This window comes from Nonomuraea diastatica, assembly GCF_004349015.1.
Classification (GTDB): domain Bacteria; phylum Actinomycetota; class Actinomycetes; order Streptosporangiales; family Streptosporangiaceae; genus Nonomuraea; species Nonomuraea diastatica.
The window spans coordinates 18938-37127 of record NZ_SMKP01000052.1 but is presented as its reverse complement, the minus strand read 5'-3'; the positions used below and the strand labels follow the sequence as shown (position 1 = coordinate 37127).

The following is an 18190-nucleotide window of genomic DNA, read 5'->3' as shown; positions in this document are numbered from 1 at the left end:
CCTAAGGCTCTGCGCGGTCGCCGACCGCGCAGAGCCTTTTCCATTGATGGCGAGTCTGAAGCGTCCAAGCACCGCTCAGGGACGGTAAGTTGCAGTTGGCGTCGGATACGGTGGGTCGCGGTCAGCGGCCCGCCACGTGGCGGTTCCCACGTACGCGAGGAGGAACGTGACCGAGGAAACCGAGACCCGCGCGGAGGGCGTGGCCGGCATCCGCGACGTGGTGAGCATCAGGCTCCCCGCCGCTAGTGCCTACCTGTCTGTGCTGCGCACGGCCACCGCCGGGCTCGCGGCGCGGCTCGACTTCACGCTGGACGAGATCGAGGATCTGCGGATCGCGGTCGACGAGGCGTGCGCCATGCTGCTGAGCGAGGCGGTGCCCGGCACCGACCTGACCGCCGAGTTCGAGCTGACCGGCCAGGAGATGCAGGTCAGGGTCGAGGTGGCGACCGTCGGCAGTTCCGCTCCCAAGCGTGACGACTTCGCCTGGATGGTGCTGACCGCCCTGGCCGATGACGTGGACGCCGTGGCACCTTCCCAGGGTTTCCCCGATCGCATGGCGATCGTCCTGCGTAAGCGCCGAGGCGCGGCCCAGAGAACGGCGGGGCCGGCGTGACGGAAAGGACTGGAGCCATGGCCACCAGCGAACACGCCGTGCCCGACAGGGTCCGTGCCCGCAGGCTCTTCGCCGAGCTGGCCGAGCTGGGTCCTGAGGAGCCGCGCCGCCAGCGCATCAGGGACGAGCTGGTCGAGCTTCACCTTCCTTTGGTGGAATACCTGGCGCGCCGCTTCCGCAACAGGGGCGAGTGGCTCGACGACCTCACCCAGGTCGCCACCATCGGCCTGATCAAGTCGATCGACCGGTTCGACCTCAACCGGGGCGTCGAGTTCTCCACCTACGCGACGCCGACGATCGTCGGCGAGATCAAGCGGCACTTCCGCGACAAGGGCTGGGCGGTGCGCGTGCCGCGCCGCCTGCAGGAGCTGAAGCTCTCGCTCACCAAGGCCATCAGCGATCTGTCGCAGCGCGAGGGCCGGGCGCCGACGGTGTCCGAGCTGGCCTCCTACCTGAAGATGACCGAGGAGGAGGTGCTCGAGGGCCTCGAGTCGGCCAACGCCTACTCGACCGTGTCGCTCGACGCCCCCGACTCCGGCGACGACGACGCTCCCGCGGTGTCCGACTCTCTCGGCATCGTCGACGAGTCACTCGAGGGCGTCGAATATCGCGAGTCGCTCAAACCGTTGCTGGAGCGGCTGCCTCCGCGGGAAAAACGTATCCTGCTGCTGCGGTTCTTCGGCAACATGACGCAGTCGCAGATCGCCACCGAGCTGGGCATCTCACAGATGCACGTCTCGCGTCTGCTCGCCCGCACGCTGGCTCAGCTGCGCGAGGGCCTGACCGCCGACGACTAACCGTCTCCATAGAGAGCATGGGTGGTGGAGGGCGCCAGCAGGGTCACGAGCCCTGTCACGGCGACCACGATCAGCGGGATGCCGAGCTGCGGCTGGTCCGACTGGATGAGGGTGACGGCGATGAGCAGCATGAAGATCTGCGTCAGCACGGCCGGTGACCTCCCCCACCGCTCCCTTTTGAACAGACCGCCCCAGGCCACCCAGAGCAGCCCGGCGGCCACCAGCAGCGCGAACCCCGACTCCGCCAGGGCCGTCGTCACGTTGTCCGGCGCTCCCGTCAGCGTCTGCACCGCGACGAGCACGCCGAGCCCCAGCGCGACGAGCCCCTCCAGGGCGACGACCACGGCGGCGATGAGAAGGGTAAGCGGGCGACCGTTCACGCCCGTACCCTACCGCCAGGACCGTACGGTCCGAGAAATAGGACGTTAGGCCCACAAAGCGGACGAGCTTAACCGGCTACGCTGGCGATATGCGCGCCATGCTGCTGGTCAACCCCAAGGCCACCACCACCAACGCTCGCACGCGTGACGTGCTGATCCGCGCGCTCGGCGCGGCCGTCGACCTCGCCGTCGAGGAGACCCGCTACCGCGGCCACGCGGCTTCGCTGGCGTCCACGGCACGGGCCAAGGGATACGACCTGGTGGCTGTGCTCGGAGGCGACGGCACGATCAACGAGACCGTCAACGGCCTGCTGAACCCGGTGGACGGCGAGCCCGCGCGGGACGACCCGAGCGCGGGCCGCCCCGGCCTGATCGTCATTCCCGGCGGCAGCGCGAACGTCTTCGCCCGTGCCCTGGGCCTGCCGAACGATCCGGTCGAGTCGACGGGCGCGGTGCTGGAGGCGCTCAGGGAGGGGCGGCGCAGGACCGTGGGGCTGGGGCAGGCCCTCTGGGAGGGGCAGAGCCGCTACTTCACCTTCTGCTCGGGCATGGGATATGACGCGGAGGTTGTGAGGGCCGTGGAGGGCCTGAGAGGCGCCGGCAGGAAGGCCACCCCCACACGGTATGTGAACACGGCTCTGCGGCACTATCTGGCCACGGACAAGCGGCATCCGGCGATGACGCTGACCGGCCCCGGGATCCCCACCGCCGAGGGGGTGTTCATGGCGATCATCTCCAACACCTCGCCGTGGACGTACGTCGGCACGCGGCCCGTGACGCCCACCCCGTGGGCCTCCTTCGAGACCGGGCTCGATCTGCTCGGGCTGCGGCGCATGAGTCCGGCCACGCTCGCGCCGGTGATCCGGCAGATACTCACGGGCAGTGACGTCCTTCCGTCGGGCCGGCACCTCGTCCAGCTGCACGACGAGCCCGAGTTCACGCTCACCGCCGGCCGCCCGGTGGCCTTCGAGCTGGACGGCGACTACCTGGGCGAACGCGAAAGCGTGACGTTCCGGTCCACGCCGAACGCATTACAGGTTCTGGTCTAGATGGTTACATTCGGTCATTGTGTGACGCATCCGACATCCATAACAGCCAAAACTTCGCGTCAACCCTCTTGCGTGCACTCAAAGTGACTGAAAGGCTCAACACTGACGTCGGAACGTAGGACCTTTCGCAACCCCGAGGTCCTCCGGGCGTCAAGCGAGCGACCCCGGTCCTCACAGGATCCGGGTGATCGTTCGCGCGAGTTAGTGAAACTCTTCACAAAGTAGTAGCCGCACGGAGCCGACCTAGAGGCTCCATCTACTAAGGAGTGACGCATGGACTGGCGCCACCGAGCTGCCTGCCGTGACGTGGACCCCGAGCTGTTCTTCCCGATCGGCAACACCGGCCCCGCCCTCCTCCAGATCGAGGAGGCCAAGCAGGTCTGCCGGTCCTGCTCGGCCGTCGAGGCCTGCCTGAAGTGGGCGCTGGAGTCCGGACAGGACGCCGGTGTCTGGGGCGGACTGAGCGAGGACGAGCGCCGCGCCCTCAAGCGCCGCTCCGCCCGCGCCCGCGCCCGGCTCTCCGCCTGACCCGATCTCACCCCCTGCTCCGGTGCGTCCGCACAGGATGTGCCCGCCGGCGGCTCGGGCACGGATTCGCCCGGGTCAGGCCGGCGGGAGCGGGATCGACATCACCACCTCCGTGCCGCCTTCCAGCCGTGGCTGGATCGACAGCCGGCCCGACAGCTCCCCCACCACGAGCGTGCGCACGATCTGCAGCCCCAGGCTGGTGGAGCTCTCGAGGTCGAAGCCGCTGGGCAGCCCGCCCCCGTCGTCCCAGACCGTGAGGTTGAGCCGGTCGTGCCCCGGCTCGACCACCACCTCCAGCCGCTTGGGCCTCCCATGCTGCAACGCGTTCTGCAACAGCTCGGTCAGGGCCATGGCCAGCGGCGTGGCGATGAGCGACGGCAGCACGCCGAAGCCTCCGACGCGCCGCGGCGTCACGGCCACCTCCGCCGACGACACCTCACCCGCCATCGCGATCACCCGGTCGGCGATCTCGTCGAAGTCGACGAACTCCTCCGGCGCATGAGAGAGCGTCTCGTGCACGATCGCGATCGACCCGACCCTGCGCACCGCCTCCTCGAGCGCCTCCCTGCCCTCCGGCACCTGCAGCCGCCTGGCCTGCAGCCGGAGCAGGGCCGCAACGGTCTGCAGGTTGTTCTTCACCCGGTGGTGGATCTCGCGGATCGTGGCGTCCTTGGTCATCAGCTCGCGCTCGCGGCGGCGCAGCTCCGTGACGTCCCTGATGAGCACCAGCGCACCGATGCGGCCGCCGCCGACGATCAGCGGGATGGCTCTGAGCTGCACGATCGTGCCGCCGGACTCGACCTCGGTCTCCTTCGCCGCCCGCCCGCTGGCCACGATCATGAGGTCTTCGTTGATGGGCTCGTCGGAATAGCACAGCTGCGCGGTGACCCGCCCCAGCTCCGCCCCCACCAGGTCGGCGTGCAGGCCCAGCCGCCGGTAGGCGGACAGGGCGTTGGGCGAGGCGTACGTGACGCGCCCCGCCCGGTCGAGCCGGAGCAGGCCGTCGCCCACGCGCGGCGAGCGGACCAGGATCGGCTCGTCGCCGGAGAACGGGAACCGGCCCTCCGCCACCATCTGCGCCAGGTCGGAGGCGCTCTGGAGGTAGGTCAGCTCCAGCCGGGAGGGCGTGCGGGCCGAGGAGAGGTTGGTGGAGCGCTGGATCACCGCGAGGAAGCGGGCCTCGCCGCCCACGACGGCGCGCCGTACGGGGATCGTCTCCTCCCTGACGGGCACGCCGGTGGACCAGTCGGGATCGCCCTCGCGGCAGATACGGCGTTCGTTCCACGCGGTGTCGATGAGGTGGCGCTCGCCCTTGGCCGCCACGGTGCCGACGATGTCGTCGTGGTAGACGGTCGGGCCGGTCGTCGGCCGCATCTGGGCGATCGCGATCCAGCCGTTCTCCCCCAGCAGCGGCGCCCACAGGATGAGGTCGGCGAAGGACAGGTCGGCCAGCAACTGCCAGTCGGAGACCAGCGAGTGCAGCCAGTCGAGATCCGCCTCGTCCAGCGCGGTGTGGCGGGCTACGAGGTCGCTCAGTGTCGGCACGAGTGCATCATGCGTGCTTTCCCCCGCAACAGCCAAACCGGCCACCCGGCGCCGGGCCCGCTGAGGTGGGCGTTTGGCCGCATAGCCGATATGCGGTCACGACTCCGTACGAGTGCGGGCGAACGCCATCATCCTCGTACAGTGCCGACAGATGCGGCATCGTGCGCCCTGATGACCCTTTCGTGAAATCTCATATGGTGAGAAGCATCACACAGCCGATACCGCTCAGCTCCAGGCAAAGGGCTGCGCGCGACCAGCCGGAGGTGATCCGCACGGGCGGGTGGTTCCTCCGCGACACGGCTCGCGGACCGGCCTCGGTTGCGATCGCGCACATCGCTGTGGATATCCTTCACCATCAACCTGAGCAGCCCGGATCCGTGCGTGCCAGCTGTCGTACGCGCTCGGCGCCGGTCGGCGGCTCCGGCCCGCGGTTGACCGCTCGGGCCGAAGTGAGTTCCGATGATCTCGCGGTGACCAGACACGCCCTCACCGCCGTGGCAGAAGTGAAGGTGAGAGCGTGACTGACGACAGCCCCCGCGTTCCGAAGTACTACGACGTGAAACGGAGCCTGCTCGAGCTCACCAAGAGCCTCGCGCCCGGCACCGCGCTGCCGCCCGAGCGCACGCTCGCCGTACGCTTCGAGACCTCCCGCACCACGGTCCGGCAGGCGCTGACCGAGCTGGTGGTGGAGGGCAGGCTGCTGCGCATCCAGGGCAAGGGCACGTTCGTGGCCCAGCCGAAGGTGGCCCAGGTCCTCCAGCTCACCTCCTACATCGGCGACCTGCGCACCGCCGGCCTGGAGCCGGACACCAAGATCCTGGAGATCGGCTACATCACCGCGGACGAGGCGCTGGCCCGGCGCCTGGCCATCAACCCCGGCGGGCGCGTGCTGCGCATCCACCGCCTCAGGCTGGCCAACGGCGAGCCGGTCTCCATCGACACGACCCACCTGTCCGCCCGCCGCTTCCCCCGGCTGCGGCGCGAGCTGGAGGTGCACGCGTCGCTGTACGAGACCCTGCACAACGCCTACAACGTGCGGCTCACCGACGCCGAGGAGATCATCGAGACCGTGCTGGCCACCCCGTACGACGCCAAGGCCCTGGGCGTCGACGTCGGCCTGCCGATGTTGCTGCTCACGCGCCACGCCTTCGACGCCGACGGCAACCCCGTCGAGTGGGCCCAGTCGCTCTATCGCGGCGACCGGTACAAGTTCGTCACGCGCCTGCGCCGTCCGTGACGAAACCTCATGCGTTACGGCAGGCCACCGTGCCCGGACCCGCCGACGCCGGCTCGGCTCCGTCGAGCGCCGGTCGTGAAGGCTCACGGGGCACTCGCCGTGACGAGCGCGCCGCGGGCCGTGTTCTTCGCTGACTTCTAGGCTGACGTCCATGAGCATTCTCGTCGTCACCGGCACCGGAGCCGGGGTGGGCAAGACCGTGGTGACGGCGGCCGTGGCCGTGTTGTCGCTGGCGCGCGGGGCGGCGACCGCCGTGGTCAAGCCCGCCCAGACAGGGGTGGCGCCCGGCGCGCCGGGCGACGTCGACCACGTGATCCGGCTGTCGGGGGTGACCACCACCTTCGAGCTGCGCCGGTTCGCCGACCCGCTCTCCCCCGCCGCCGCGGCCAGGGCCGCGGGCATGCCGCCCGTGTCGCTGGCCGAGGCCGCCACGCTGGTGCGGGAGCTGGGTGAGAGCAACCGGCTGGTGGTCGTGGAGGGCACTGGAGGGCTGCTGGAGCGCTTCGACGAGGACGGCGCCACCGTCGCCGACCTCGCGCGCGCCCTGAACGCTCAGGTGCTCGTCGTGGCCGGGGCCGGGGGTGCCGCGGTCAACCACACCGCGCTCACCCTGGAGGCGCTGGCCCATCGCGGGCTCGACCTGGCCGGTCTGGTCATCGGCCGGTGGCCGCGGCGGCCGGGGACGGCCGCGCGCAGCGGCGTGGCCGACCTTGAGATGCTGGCCGCGCGGCCGCTGGCCGGGGCGCTGCCCGACGGCGCGGGCGACCTGGACAGACAGGCGTTCGCCGAGGTGGCGCGCAAAGGGCTGGGCGCCACGCTGGGCGGCACGTTCGACCCCGCGGCCTTCCGGCGGCAGGTCCGCTGACCCGGGCTCGCCCGATGGTGGGGCTAGCCCCACCATCCACCAGCACACCAGGGCTATTTCGCGGCTCCCCCGCCGGTCAATACCGTTGAGGCATGACAGTCCCCCGTCCGTGGTCGGCACGGGCCTGGCTCGACACGGCTCACGTCATGACCGGCCTGCCGGTCGCCGTGCTGCTCGGCGGGCTGACGGTCCTGCTGGCCGTGGTCCCTCGCCTGCTGTGGCGGGCCCTGCCGTGGTTCACCCGGGTGCAGTGCTCCCGGTTAGCGGCGTTCCAGGGGGTGCGCATCCCGCCCACACCGCCACTGGCGGGATGGCGGAGCCCGGCGGCGTGGCGGCAGATCGCCTACCACCTGCTGTCGCCGTTCGTGGGCGCCGCCGCGGCGTTCCTGGTGGCCACGGTGTGGGGCGGAGCGTTCATGGGGCTGCTGTCGTTCCTGCCGCCGCGGCTGGAGCCCCCGCCCATGGTGTTCGATTACAACCTGCGCGACGGCCGGGTGGTGGGGACCTTCATGGGGGTGGGGTTCGTGCTGCTCATGCTCGCTCCCTTCCTGGCGCGCGGCATGGCGGCGCTCGACCTGCTGGTGGCACGCACGCTCCTCGGGCCCAGCCGCTCGGAGCTGGGGCAGCGGATCGAGACGCTGACCGAGAGCCGGGCCGGTGTGATCGACGCGGCCGACGCCGAGCGCCGTAGGATCGAGCGTGACCTGCACGACGGCGCGCAGCAGCGGCTCGTCTCGCTCGCCATGAACCTCGGCCTGGCCAGGGCCACCCTGACCGACCTGCCCGAGCCGGCGCGCGAGGCGATCGAGCAGGCCCACGAGGAGGCCAAGCAGGCGCTCAAGGAGCTGCGCGACTTCGTCAGGGGCCTGCACCCGGCCGTGCTCAACGACCAGGGCCTGGACGCGGCGCTGTCCGGCGTCGCCGCCCGCGCGCCCGTCCCGGTCAGGCTCCGGGTCGACATCGAGCGGCGTACCAGTCCGACCATCGAGGCGGTGGCGTTCTTCATCGTGTCCGAAGCACTGACCAACATCGCCAAACACGCCTCGGCCACCAAGGCTGAGATAGGCGTGCGGCGCGAGCGCGACCGCCTCCACGTGGAGGTGTACGACGACGGCTGCGGCGGCGCCACGCTGGACGGCGGCACCGGGCTGCGCGGCCTGGCCCAGCGGATCGACGCGGTCGACGGGTCTCTCCGGCTGTCCAGCCCGCTGGGCGGCCCGACGACGATCGAGGTGGAACTGCCGTGCGAGTAGTGCTGGCCGAGGACTCCGTGCTGCTGCGAGAGGGCCTGATCCGGCTCCTGGACGCCTCCGGAATGGAGGTGGTAGCGGCCGTTGACGAAGCCGAGGGGCTGCTGCGGGCGGCCGAGGAACACCGGCCCGAGCTGGTCATCACCGACGTCAGGATGCCACCCACGCACACCGACGAGGGCCTGCGGGCCGCGCTCCTGCTGCGCCGCCAGCAGCCGGGCCTCGCGGTCCTCGTGCTCTCCCAGTACGTCGAGGAGCGCTACGCCGCCCAGCTGCTGGCCTCGGCCGCGACCGGCGGCGTCGGCTACCTGCTCAAAGACCGGGTGGCCGACGTGGCCGAGTTCATCGACGCGCTGCGCAGAGTGGCCTCCGGCGGCACCGCCCTCGACCCCGAGGTGGTCGCCCAGCTGCTGCTGCGCGGCAACAGCGACCCGCTGGAACGCCTGACGCCGCGCGAGCACGAGGTGCTCCAGCTGATGGCGGAAGGCCGGTCGAACGCGGGCATCGGCCAGGCGCTGGTGCTCAGCGAAGGGGCGGTCGGCAAGCACATCGGCAACATCTTCGCCAAGCTCGACCTGTCGCCCGCCGAGGGCGACCACCGGCGTGTGCTCGCCGTGCTGCGGTTCCTCAGGATCAGGAGCCTGCCATGAGAGCGGCCTGGCTCATCGTGGGCGCGCTGACGACCGCGGTGGCGCTGCTGGTGTCCACGACGGCGCTATGGCATGGCTTCGCCAGGACCAGGATGCCCGAGGAAACCAGGCAACGGACCATCCCGTTCAAGGCGCACAAGATCAAGGTCAGCGCTTCCCAGGGTGACGTGCACGTGTCCATCCTGCCGGGCAGAGCCGGCGAGGTGTTCATCCGCAGGTCGGTGCGGTGGACGCGGGACCGGCCCACCGTCACGGAGGATTGGGACGCGCGTACGAGCACCCTGCGGCTTGACGCGGTCTGCCCCGAGGCCGACCAGCCGGAAGGGCCCCGCTGCATGGCCGAATATCTCCTCTTCGTGCCGCCCGAGACCGACATCGAGGCCGACACGACCCGTGGCGGGCTCAGCATCGGCGACGTGTTCGGCAACGTACGCGTGAATTCCGTCTCCGGCGACGTGCGCGTCGACGACCTCGCCGGCTCCTTGTGGGCCAGGGTCGGCACGGGCAACATCAACGCCGACGGGCTCGATGCGGAGAAGACGGATGTGGAGGTCGGGGCGGGCAACGTGCACCTCAGCTTCGTCAACCCGCCGACGGCCGTGAGAGCCGTCGTCAGGACGTCCGGTGACGTGGGCGTGCACGTACGCGGCGGCTCCTACGACGTTTCGGTGGTCGGACGCAACACCACCCTGGACATCAGCAAGGACCCCAGCTCGCCGCGGAAGATCACCGCGAGGGCGCCGGACGGCAACGTCACCCTGTGCTGCCGCTGAAGATCATCTGTGTACGGGCCTTAAGGTCTGTTTACTCCTGTGACTGATTGGTAAGTTCCCGGCATGGAGTCTGCGAAGCACGCCGGTGACGCCGCCGTCGCCGTGTCCAAGGCCTATGGCGTCGAGACCATGTTCACCCTGTCGGGAGGGCACGTCTTTCCGCTCTACGACGGCGCCGTGCACGAGGAGATGCGCATCCTCGACGTACGCCACGAGCAGAGCGCGGTCTTCGCCGCCGAAGCGACGGCCCGGCTGACCAGGAAGCCCGGGCTGGCCGTGCTGACCGCCGGCCCCGGCATTACCAACGGCGTCAGCGGCGTCGCGACCGCCCACTTCAACGGCTCTCCCGTGGTCGTCATGGGCGGCCGGGCGCCCCAGTCGCGCTGGGGCAGCGGCGCGCTGCAGGAGATGGACCACCCGCCGCTGCTCGACCCGATCACCAAGCTGTCGTTCACCGCGAGCGCCGCCGAGTCGGTCGGCCACGAGGTCGAGATGGCCTTCCGCACGGCGGTCGCCTCCCATCGCGGCCCGGTGTTCCTCGACTTCTACATGGACCACCTGTTCTCGCCGTCGCCGGTGCACGACGTGCAGACGCAGACGCCCTCGCCGCTGGAGCCCGACCCCGGCGACCTGGCGAACGTCGCCCGGCTGCTGGCCGAGGCCGAGCGGCCCGTGCTGGTGTACGGGTCCGACGTGTGGATGGAGCGCGCCGAGGAGGCCGCCCGCGACTTCGCCGAGACGTGGCGGCTGCCGGTCATCCCCAACGGCCAGGGCCGCGGCATCTTGCCATCCGGGCACGAGCTGCTCGTCACCCGGGCGCGCGGGCTCGCCTTCTCCCAGGCCGACCTGGTGATCGTGGTCGGCACCCCGCTCGACTTCCGCCTGGGCTACGGCTGGTTCGGCGGCAAGGACGGCGCGCCGCTGGCCCGCGTGGTCCACATCGCCGACGCGCCGTCCCAGCTGGCCACGCACATGCAGCCGGCCGCGTCCGCCGCCGGCGACCTGTCGGTGGTGTTCTGGAGCCTCGGCGCCGCCTGTGGCGACGCGGGCGTCAAGCCCGGCCGCTACGCCCCCTGGGTGACGAAGTTGTCCGACACGGCCGCCGCGGCCATCGCCGGCGACGCCGAGTTGCTGGCCTCCGGCTCCGACCCGATCCACCCCATGCGCATCTACGGCGAGCTGGGCAAGATCCTGGCCGACGACGCCGTGGTCATCGGCGACGGCGGCGACTTCGTCTCCTACGCGGGCAAGTACGTCGAGCCCCGGCAACCGGGCAACTGGCTCGACCCGGGCCCGTACGGCTGCCTCGGCACCGGCCTCGGCTACTCCATCGCCGCCCGCCTGGCCAGGCCGTCCTCACAGGTCGTGCTGCTGCTCGGCGACGGCGCCGCCGGGTTCTCCCTGATGGACGTCGACACCCTCGTACGCCACCGGCTGCCGGTCGTCATGGTCTGCGGCAACAACGGCATCTGGGGCCTGGAGAAGCACCCCATGCAGATGTTGTACGGCTACGACGTGGCGGCCGAGCTGCAGCCCCAGTGCCGCTACGACCAGGTCGTGACCGCGCTCGGCGGCGGCGGTGAACTCGTCACCAAGCCGTCGGAGATCGGGCCCGCGCTGCGCAGGGCGTTCGACTCGGGCATCCCCTACATGGTGAACATCGCCACCGACCCGCAGATCGCCTACCCCCGCAACACGACGGGGGTGTGATCGCTACTGCTTCGGGGTGGCCGACGGGGTGGGGCTCGGGCTGCCGCTCGTGCAGGGGCTGTCGACGACGACCAGCGTGACCTTGTCGCCTTCGTCCGCCATGGTGCCGCCCTTGGGCATCGTGGCCTTGACGGTGCCGCAGCGCAGGCCGGCGGTGGTGGTGGTCTGGTCGTCGAGGCCCACCTCGAAGCCCATCGCCAGGATCATTTCCTGCGCGTCCAGGAACCTCATCCCGACCACCTTGGGCACGCGCTTCTTGTCGGCGGTGGGCGTGGGCGATCCCGACGGCGTGCTGGTGGGTGTCTTGGTGGGCGTCGACGTGCTGCTGGGAGTCCTGGTCGGCTCGCTCGTCTCCGTCGTCCTGCCGGGCCGCGGTCGGGTGATGGTCGGCTTGGGCTCCGAGGTCGTCGGATCGGGCCTGGGCGGCCTGGTGGTTTTGATGGGAGACGGGTCGAGCGGCGATGTGTTGCCCTCAGGAACGGCGGTCTTGGTGACCTGCGGCTCGCCGGGGGTCATGCCCGTCAGGGCGACCGCGCCGGCGCCCGCGCCGAGCACCACCGCGACCGCGATGCCCGTGATCAGGCCGGTCCTGCGCGGCGCCTTCGCCGCCCGCCGGCTGCCCCCGCGACGTTCGGACACGTTCGTGTCCTGGGACGCCTGCTGGTGCGCACCGGTCTGGTACGCCTCCACCGGCGGAGCAGCCGCGCCCGTCCCGGTGGGGGGCGCCTGAACCGGCTCGGGCACGGGCGAGGGCTGCCCGCTGGCGGCCGCGCGGGCCGCCTCGCTCATGGCCTTGGCCGACGGGTAGCGCCTGGCCGGGTCTTTCGACAACGCGACCTCGACCAGCGTGCCCACCGCCGGGGGGATCTCGGCGGGCAGCGGCGGCGGGGCCTCGCGGATGTGCTTGAGCGCGATCGTGACCGCGCTGTCGCCGTCGAACGGACGCTGCCCCATCAGGCACTCGTACGCGACCACGCCGAGCGCGTAGATGTCGACCGCGGGCGTGACAGGCGCGCCCTCGGCCTGCTCGGGGGCGCAGTAGGCGGCCGTGCCTAGCACCATGCCGGCGTCGGTCAGCCGGTTGGCCAGATCGGATCTGGCGATGCCGAAGTCGGTCAGCACCAGCGTGCCGTCGCGCTGCACGAGGAGGTTGCCCGGCTTGACGTCGCGGTGCACGATGCCCTGGTCGTGCACGGCCTGCAACGCCGAGGCGGCCTGCGCGATCAGCTCCATGGCCTGCTGCGGCGCGATCCGGCCCAGCCTGGAAAGTAAGCGGTCGAGCGGCTCGCCGTCGACGAACTTCATCACCAGGTAGACGGTGTCGCCGCTGACGCCGTAGTCGTAGACGTCGACCACACCGCTGTGGTTGATCGTGGCCATCGCCCGCGCCTCCCCCTGGAAGCGAGCGACGAACCCGGGATCCTCCATACGGCCTGGCAGCAGCACCTTGACGGCGACGGTGCGGGCCAGGACGATATCCTCGCCCCGCCACACCTCGCCCATGCCGCCGGCGCCGATGCGGGTATCCAAGCGATACCGCCCCGCCAGCGTCGTCCCTTGTGCCACCATGACGCCCCCGTTACCCCCTACCTCAGTGACCTCTCCCACCCCGCGAGTCTCCAACAAAGCGAACTTTTATCGCGGTAAGGTAACACAGTGGTCACGGAAGTCAGAGAGTGTACGACTCACCTGTCCCACATGCCACTCAAATGCCTCAAGCCGTACAAACTCTATCCTGCGGCCTCGCGACGGGCCTTGTCCGCGTTTCGCGGAACTCAACGGCCGGATCGCTAGGCTGATCCCATGACGCTCGTTCCTGGCCTTCGCGCCCAGTCGCTCATCGTGGTCGAGATGGACGACACCGCCAAGAGCGTGGGCAGCGGAGACGTGCCCGTGCTGGCCACGCCCCGGCTGCTCGCGCTGGCCGAGGCGGCGACCGTGCGCGCCGTCGAGCGGCACCTCGCGCCGGGCCAGACGTCCGTCGGCACCCGGGTCGAGCTGGAGCACGTGGCCGCCAGCCCGCTCGGCACGCGCGTGCAGATCGGCGTCGAGCTGACCCGGGTCGACGGCCGTCGCCTGACCTTCGCCTTCGAGGCCCACGACGAGCACTCCGTCGTGGGCAAGGGCACGATCGAGCGTGTCCTCGTCGACCGCGCCCGATTCCTGGCCGCGAGCGAGCGCCGCACGACCTGAGGGCCGCTAGTCGTCGATGACGGCGATCAGGTCACCTTCCTGGATCACGTCACCCTCGCCCACCTTGAGCTGGGCCACCGTGCCGTCGTCCTCGGCGAGCACCGGGATCTCCATCTTCATCGACTCGAGGATGACGAGCGTGTCACCCTCGGAGACGGTGTCGCCCTCGCGGACGACGACCTTCCACACGTTGGCCACCATCTCGGCGCGTACCTCAGCCACCGCGACTCCCCTCTTTCCATGATCCGATGATGTTCGCGACCTAGGCGCGCATGCGCGCGACCAGACCGGTGTCGTAGTCGCCGGCGACGAACTCCGCGTTCTCCAGCAGCTCCGCACAGAATGGCAGATTGTTCTTGGGTCCCTCTACAGTGAACGCCGCCACCGCCTTGCGGCCCTTCTCCAGCGCGTCGGCGCGGCTCTCGCCGCGGACGCAGAGCTTGGCCATCAGCGGATCGTAGAACGGGGTGACCGTGTTGCCCACCTCATAGCCGGAGTCCACCCGCACGCCGTCGGCGACCGGCTCCTCCCACGCCGTGATCGTGCCGGGGCCGGGGAAGAACCGCTTCGGGTCCTCCGCGTAGACGCGGAACTCCATCGCGTGGCCGGCCGGCTCGGCCGGGACCTCGGGGCTCTCGCCCGCCGCGACGCGCAGCTGCAGCTCGACCAGGTCGACGCCGGTGACCAGCTCGGTGACCGGGTGCTCCACCTGCAGCCTCGTGTTCATCTCCAGGAACACGAAGTCCTGCCGGTCGGCGTCGACCAGGCACTCGACGGTGCCCGCGCCGGCATAGCCGACGGCCTCGCCGGCCCGTACGGCGGCGGCGAGCATGCGCTCGCGCAGCTCCGGCGTGATGCCGGGGGACGGCGACTCCTCGACCACCTTCTGGTGGCGGCGCTGCACCGAGCAGTCGCGCTCGCCCAGCGCCACGACCCGGCCGCCGGGCAGGCCGAGGATCTGCACCTCGACGTGGCGGGCCCGCTCGATGTAGCGCTCGAGCAGCACGGCGGGCCCGTCGAGCGCGTCACCCGCGCTCCCGGCGAACCTCGCCGCCGCCCTGGCCGCCTGGTCGTACGCCTTGCCCAGGCCCTCGTCGTCGTAGGCCACGCTCATGCCGATGCCACCGCCGCCGGCCGCGGTCTTGACCATGACCGGGTAGCCGATCGACTCTGCGGCCCGCAGCGCCAGCGACAGGTCGGTGACCGGCTCGCGGGTGCCCGCGGCGACCGGGACGCCCGCGGCCTCCATGACATTCCTGGCGTTGATCTTGTCGCCCATCCTGTCGATGGCCTCGGGCGCGGGCCCGATCCACACCATCCCCGCCTCGATCACGGCCCTGGCGAACGCGACGTTCTCCGCGAGGAACCCGTAGCCCGGGTGCACGGACCGCGCGCCCGTCGCGCGCGCCGCCTCCAGCACCTTGCCGGCGTCGAGATAGCTCTGCGCGGGGTTGCCCGGGCCGATCAGCACCGCCTCGTCGGCCTCGCGGACGAACGGCAGGTCGGCGTCGGCCTCCGAGTGCACGGCGACGGCACGCAGGCCCATCCGTTTGACCGTGCGGATGATCCGCCGCGCGATCTCTCCTCGGTTGGCGACCAGAACGGGTCCGAGCGTCTCAGTAAGCACGCCGACCACCTTATGACCGCCACCGGCTTGACCCCTTTCCCCCGAAACCACCGAAGCGGCGAGCACGATCTGTAGGAACCCCACAATGAGGAGCGCTCCACGGGCCGGTGGAAGGCGTGCCGGGCGGCAACAACGTTAGACGCGGCCACGGTCGATCACACGCCCGAGCGCCTCGATCGCGTGGGGGTCGTAGGAGCCGCCCGGTGACTGCCGGACGCGCTCCAGCGCCGCTCCGGCGCGGTCGCGGTCGGTCGAGGGCCCCACCAGGTCGTCGTAGGCGTTGGCGACCTTGATGATGCGGCTCGACAGCGGCGGGTCCTCGGTGATCGGGTCGCACTGCCGCCTGACCACCTCGGCCACGCGGTCGAGCACGCCCGTCTGCCGGATCACCTCGGCGCCCAGCTCGGCGATGCGGCGGGCCTGCTCGGGCTCGGTGAGCACGGTGGCGCCGCCGGGGATCGGGTCGCGCAGGGACAACTGGCCGATGTCGTGCATCAGCGCCGCGTATTCCAGCTCCAGCAGCTCGGGCTCGGCCATGCCCAGCTCTCTGCCGATGGCCACGGCCAGCCGGCTCACCCGGCGCGAGTGCCCGGGCTCGACGTAGCCGCCGACCTCCGTCACCCGGGACAGGGCGCGCACGGTCTGCAGGTAGGTGGCGCGGATGCCGGCGTATTTTCTGAAGGCGACCTGGGTGACCAGCAGCGGGGCGGCGAACACCAGCAGCGCCACCAGGTCCATGCTGTGCGTGGCCAGCGCGAGCAGCACGCCCGACGAGCCCACGGCGGCGCCCAGCGGGAACGCCATGTTGATCTCGTCGCGCACCGCCACCCGGAACGCGGTGCGCACCTGCTCCGCCCTGAGCAGCGCCGCGATCAGCACGTCGATCAGCAAGGTGATCGTGATGAGCGTGGCCATCGCCGCGAGCGCCGGCCACCACGTGCTGGTCGGCGGCTTGGTGAGCTCGTAGAGCGGGTCGGCCAGCGGCCGGAACGCGAACGCCGGCAACGCGCCGATGAGCAGCCGCCTGGCCATCGCGTCGAGCCGCGGCGGGCGGCCGACGGCCAGGTGCGGCAGCGCTCCCGCGGTCATGCCGACCGCGATCACGGCGACCACCTGGAGCGCGGGGTGGCGCAGCGGATTCTGGCTGAGGTCGAGCAGCAACGTGTAGCCGAGCGCCGCGGCGGCCCCGATGGGCGCGACCTCCCTGTTGCCCGGCATGGTGAGCCTGGCCAGCTCGCCGACCGCGATCAGCGCGCCGAACCCGACCGCGATCTCCGGGCGTTCGAGCCCGGCGGCGGCGGTGTAGCCGACCCCCGCCACCGCGACCAGCCCGGCCGCGCAGATGAGCAGGAGCTGCCCCGAGTCGAGCCGGCGCAGGACCGTGCCCACGGACCGCTCGGCCCGCCTCCGGGGACGCGCTGTGGTGATCATTGACCGGTCACGACCTCGATGGGCATGGTCGGGTCGTCGTGGTCCTTGATGGGGGACTCGGCGGCCTCGGGAGGCGGCGGGTCGACGCGGCGCGGCGGCTGCCACGGCTCGCGCTCGAGCGCCCTGATGAAGGCCGCGACCATGACCGGGTCGAAATGGGTGCCGGCGCACTTGCGCAGCTCCTCCACGGCCACCGGCACCGGCCTGGCGCCGCGGTAGGAACGGTCGGAGGTCATCGAGTCGAACGCGTCGGCCACCGCGATGACCTTCGCGAACTCGGGGATCTCCTCACCTGCCAGCCCCATCGGGTAGCCGGTGCCGTCGTGGCGCTCGTGGTGGTGCATGATGCCGGCGTAGGCCTCGTCGAGGAACCCGATGCCGCGCACGATCTCCAGCCCGCGCATCGGGTGCAGCTGGATCGCGGCGAACTCCTCCTCCGTGAGCGGCCCGTCCTTCTGCAGCACCTTGGTCGGCACGCCGAGCTTGCCCACGTCGTGGAGCATGCCGGCGTAGCGGATCGCCCGCACCCGCTCGACCCCCATGCCGATCTCATGAGCGATCATGGAGGAGGCGTGCGAGACCCGCGTGCAGTGGCCGCGCGTGTAATAATCTTTCGTCTCCACCGCCTGGCAGAGCGCGGCGATGGTGGCGTCGTAGGAGCGCTGCTGCGCGTGATATTGGCCGAACGCCCACCGCGCCACGAAGAGCGGCACCAGCACCAGCACCGCCGAGATCGACGCCACGGTGGCCCACAGCCCCGCCACCAGCAGCCCGAACGTGCCGTAGCCCAGATAGGACAGCAGGAACTGGACCATGCCGCGCATCGGCACCTCGGTGGCCCGCGACCCCGTGGCCAGCGCGATCACGGTGAGGGTGAGGACGATGTTGAGCGGCACGAAGACCGCCGTGGCCGCGACGTAGGGGCCGATCAGGTCGTCGAACGCGTTGACCTGGGGCACGCCGACCTGCCCGTCGAGCGCGACGTAGACCCACCCGGCCGCGAAGCCGCAGATGGCGAACTGGGCGCCGTTGAACAGGCGTTTGATCAACGGCAGCCCCGGCCGCACGCTCACGATCGCGGTCAGCCCCACCAGCGCCGCCCCCTCGGGACCGAGCAGCACCACGGCGGCCAGCGAGGCCGAGAAGCTCACCGAGACAGCGAACTGCTCCACGTTGAGCAGCGTCGGCATCGACTCGCACACCAGGAACAGCAGCGCGAGCACGAGCAGGATGTCGAGGTTCTCCGGAGCCACGGGGGCACCGGAGACCACGACGCCGCGAACGATGAGAGCGGCCGCCACCCCGATCACAGCGACCAGATAGGCCCTTGCGGGCCACGGCAGATCACGCATTGCGGCCCCCCTACGGCGGTCAGGTCCAGGAGACCCCGGGTGGGATCGCTCCACCGAACACCATGACCATCGGAGCGGCCAGCACGGCGGCCATGAACAGCCGGGCGACCATAGCCTTCAACATACGCATGCCTCCACGGTCGACTTGTGGAGTTTCACGCTACAGAAGAGGACGTTGTCGCACCGCTCG

The 18190-nt window shown here is 70.8% G+C and carries 18 protein-coding genes; 11 read left to right on the top strand and 7 right to left on the bottom strand.

The window, feature by feature from the left end; translation table 11 throughout:
* The first annotated feature begins 166 nt into the window (after positions 1-166).
* Complete coding sequence (locus E1294_RS19655; RefSeq protein WP_132510121.1) at positions 167-613, top strand: ATP-binding protein; 447 nt, start codon at positions 167-169, stop codon at positions 611-613.
* Between the two features lie 17 nt (positions 614-630).
* Complete coding sequence (locus E1294_RS19650) at positions 631-1410, top strand: RNA polymerase sigma factor SigF (RefSeq protein WP_171055307.1); 780 nt, start codon at positions 631-633, stop codon at positions 1408-1410.
* On the opposite strand, the gene E1294_RS19645 is transcribed toward E1294_RS19650, so the two are convergent.
* Complete coding sequence (locus E1294_RS19645) at positions 1407-1790, bottom strand: hypothetical protein (protein WP_132510119.1); 384 nt, start codon at positions 1788-1790, stop codon at positions 1407-1409. The two genes, E1294_RS19650 and E1294_RS19645, sit on opposite strands and share 4 nt — an antisense overlap.
* Positions 1791-1879: 89 nt before the next feature.
* On the opposite strand from E1294_RS19645, the gene E1294_RS19640 reads away from it, so the two are divergent.
* Entirely contained in the window at positions 1880-2839 is a 960-nt protein-coding gene (locus E1294_RS19640) for a diacylglycerol/lipid kinase family protein (RefSeq protein WP_132510117.1), read from the top strand.
* Between the two features lie 273 nt (positions 2840-3112).
* Positions 3113-3367: a WhiB family transcriptional regulator gene (locus E1294_RS19635; protein WP_132331363.1), complete on the top strand. Its 255-nt coding sequence runs from the start codon at positions 3113-3115 to the stop codon at positions 3365-3367.
* Between the two features lie 75 nt (positions 3368-3442).
* Here E1294_RS19635 and E1294_RS19630 read toward each other — a convergent pair whose 3' ends face one another.
* Positions 3443-4912 carry a PAS domain-containing sensor histidine kinase gene (locus E1294_RS19630; protein WP_132510115.1) on the bottom strand — a complete coding sequence of 490 codons (1470 nt, stop codon included), beginning with the start codon at positions 4910-4912 and terminating at the stop codon, positions 3443-3445.
* Between the two features lie 517 nt (positions 4913-5429).
* Here E1294_RS19630 and E1294_RS19625 point away from each other — a divergent pair.
* The 6 genes from E1294_RS19625 (at position 5430) to E1294_RS19600 (ending at position 11397) form a co-directional block, all read left to right on the top strand.
* Positions 5430-6149, top strand: a complete 720-nt coding sequence (locus tag E1294_RS19625; RefSeq protein ID WP_132331367.1) for a GntR family transcriptional regulator — start codon at positions 5430-5432, stop codon at positions 6147-6149.
* A gap of 151 nt (positions 6150-6300) precedes the next feature.
* Positions 6301-7014 carry a dethiobiotin synthase gene (gene bioD / locus E1294_RS19620; protein WP_132510113.1) on the top strand — a complete coding sequence of 238 codons (714 nt, stop codon included), beginning with the start codon at positions 6301-6303 and terminating at the stop codon, positions 7012-7014.
* Positions 7015-7106: 92 nt separating this feature from the next.
* A complete protein-coding gene (locus tag E1294_RS19615; RefSeq protein ID WP_132510111.1) occupies positions 7107-8267 on the top strand; it encodes a sensor histidine kinase in 1161 nt (386 codons plus the stop codon).
* On the top strand, positions 8258-8914 hold the full coding sequence (locus E1294_RS19610; RefSeq protein WP_132510109.1) for a response regulator transcription factor: 657 nt from the start codon (positions 8258-8260) through the stop codon (positions 8912-8914). Before E1294_RS19615 ends, E1294_RS19610 begins: the two co-directional genes overlap by 10 nt.
* Positions 8911-9687, top strand: a complete 777-nt coding sequence (locus E1294_RS19605; RefSeq protein ID WP_132510107.1) for a DUF4097 family beta strand repeat-containing protein — start codon at positions 8911-8913, stop codon at positions 9685-9687. The genes E1294_RS19610 and E1294_RS19605 overlap by 4 nt, the downstream gene beginning before the upstream one ends.
* Positions 9688-9750: 63 nt before the next feature.
* Entirely contained in the window at positions 9751-11397 is a 1647-nt protein-coding gene (locus tag E1294_RS19600; RefSeq protein WP_132510105.1) for an acetolactate synthase, read from the top strand.
* Between the two features lie 3 nt (positions 11398-11400).
* On the opposite strand, the gene E1294_RS19595 is transcribed toward E1294_RS19600, so the two are convergent.
* Positions 11401-12927, bottom strand: coding sequence for a serine/threonine protein kinase (locus E1294_RS19595; RefSeq protein WP_246083120.1), 1527 nt, complete (start codon positions 12925-12927; stop codon positions 11401-11403).
* A gap of 273 nt (positions 12928-13200) precedes the next feature.
* Between E1294_RS19595 and E1294_RS19590 the strand changes: the two genes are divergently transcribed.
* Positions 13201-13590 carry a thioesterase family protein gene (locus E1294_RS19590; RefSeq protein ID WP_132510101.1) on the top strand — a complete coding sequence of 130 codons (390 nt, stop codon included), beginning with the start codon at positions 13201-13203 and terminating at the stop codon, positions 13588-13590.
* A 6-nt stretch (positions 13591-13596) separates the two neighbouring features.
* On the opposite strand, the gene E1294_RS19585 is transcribed toward E1294_RS19590, so the two are convergent.
* The 4 genes from E1294_RS19585 to E1294_RS19570 all read right to left on the bottom strand — a co-directional run bounded on the left by E1294_RS19585 (position 13597) and on the right by E1294_RS19570 (position 18000).
* Complete coding sequence (locus E1294_RS19585; protein WP_132510099.1) at positions 13597-13812, bottom strand: biotin/lipoyl-binding carrier protein; 216 nt, start codon at positions 13810-13812, stop codon at positions 13597-13599.
* 40 nt (positions 13813-13852) lie between these two features.
* Complete coding sequence (locus tag E1294_RS19580) at positions 13853-15217, bottom strand: acetyl-CoA carboxylase biotin carboxylase subunit (RefSeq protein WP_246083119.1); 1365 nt, start codon at positions 15215-15217, stop codon at positions 13853-13855.
* A 135-nt stretch (positions 15218-15352) separates the two neighbouring features.
* Complete coding sequence (locus tag E1294_RS19575) at positions 15353-16648, bottom strand: HD-GYP domain-containing protein (protein ID WP_132510095.1); 1296 nt, start codon at positions 16646-16648, stop codon at positions 15353-15355.
* On the bottom strand, positions 16645-18000 hold the full coding sequence (locus E1294_RS19570; protein ID WP_132510093.1) for an HD-GYP domain-containing protein: 1356 nt from the start codon (positions 17998-18000) through the stop codon (positions 16645-16647). Before E1294_RS19570 ends, E1294_RS19575 begins: the two co-directional genes overlap by 4 nt.
* Positions 18001-18190: the final 190 nt, after the last annotated feature.

Coding starts and splice junctions, on each gene's coding strand:
- E1294_RS19635 (WP_132331363.1), top strand. CDS start 3,113: ATGGACTGGCGCCACCGAGCTGCCTGCCGTGACGTGGACCCCGAGCTG.
- E1294_RS19570 (WP_132510093.1), bottom strand. CDS start 18,000: ATGCGTGATCTGCCGTGGCCCGCAAGGGCCTATCTGGTCGCTGTGATC.
- bioD (WP_132510113.1), top strand. CDS start 6,301: ATGAGCATTCTCGTCGTCACCGGCACCGGAGCCGGGGTGGGCAAGACC.
- E1294_RS19640 (WP_132510117.1), top strand. CDS start 1,880: ATGCGCGCCATGCTGCTGGTCAACCCCAAGGCCACCACCACCAACGCT.
- E1294_RS19650 (WP_171055307.1), top strand. CDS start 631: ATGGCCACCAGCGAACACGCCGTGCCCGACAGGGTCCGTGCCCGCAGG.
- E1294_RS19590 (WP_132510101.1), top strand. CDS start 13,201: ATGACGCTCGTTCCTGGCCTTCGCGCCCAGTCGCTCATCGTGGTCGAG.
- E1294_RS19575 (WP_132510095.1), bottom strand. CDS start 16,648: ATGATCACCACAGCGCGTCCCCGGAGGCGGGCCGAGCGGTCCGTGGGC.
- E1294_RS19615 (WP_132510111.1), top strand. CDS start 7,107: ATGACAGTCCCCCGTCCGTGGTCGGCACGGGCCTGGCTCGACACGGCT.
- E1294_RS19605 (WP_132510107.1), top strand. CDS start 8,911: ATGAGAGCGGCCTGGCTCATCGTGGGCGCGCTGACGACCGCGGTGGCG.
- E1294_RS19600 (WP_132510105.1), top strand. CDS start 9,751: ATGGAGTCTGCGAAGCACGCCGGTGACGCCGCCGTCGCCGTGTCCAAG.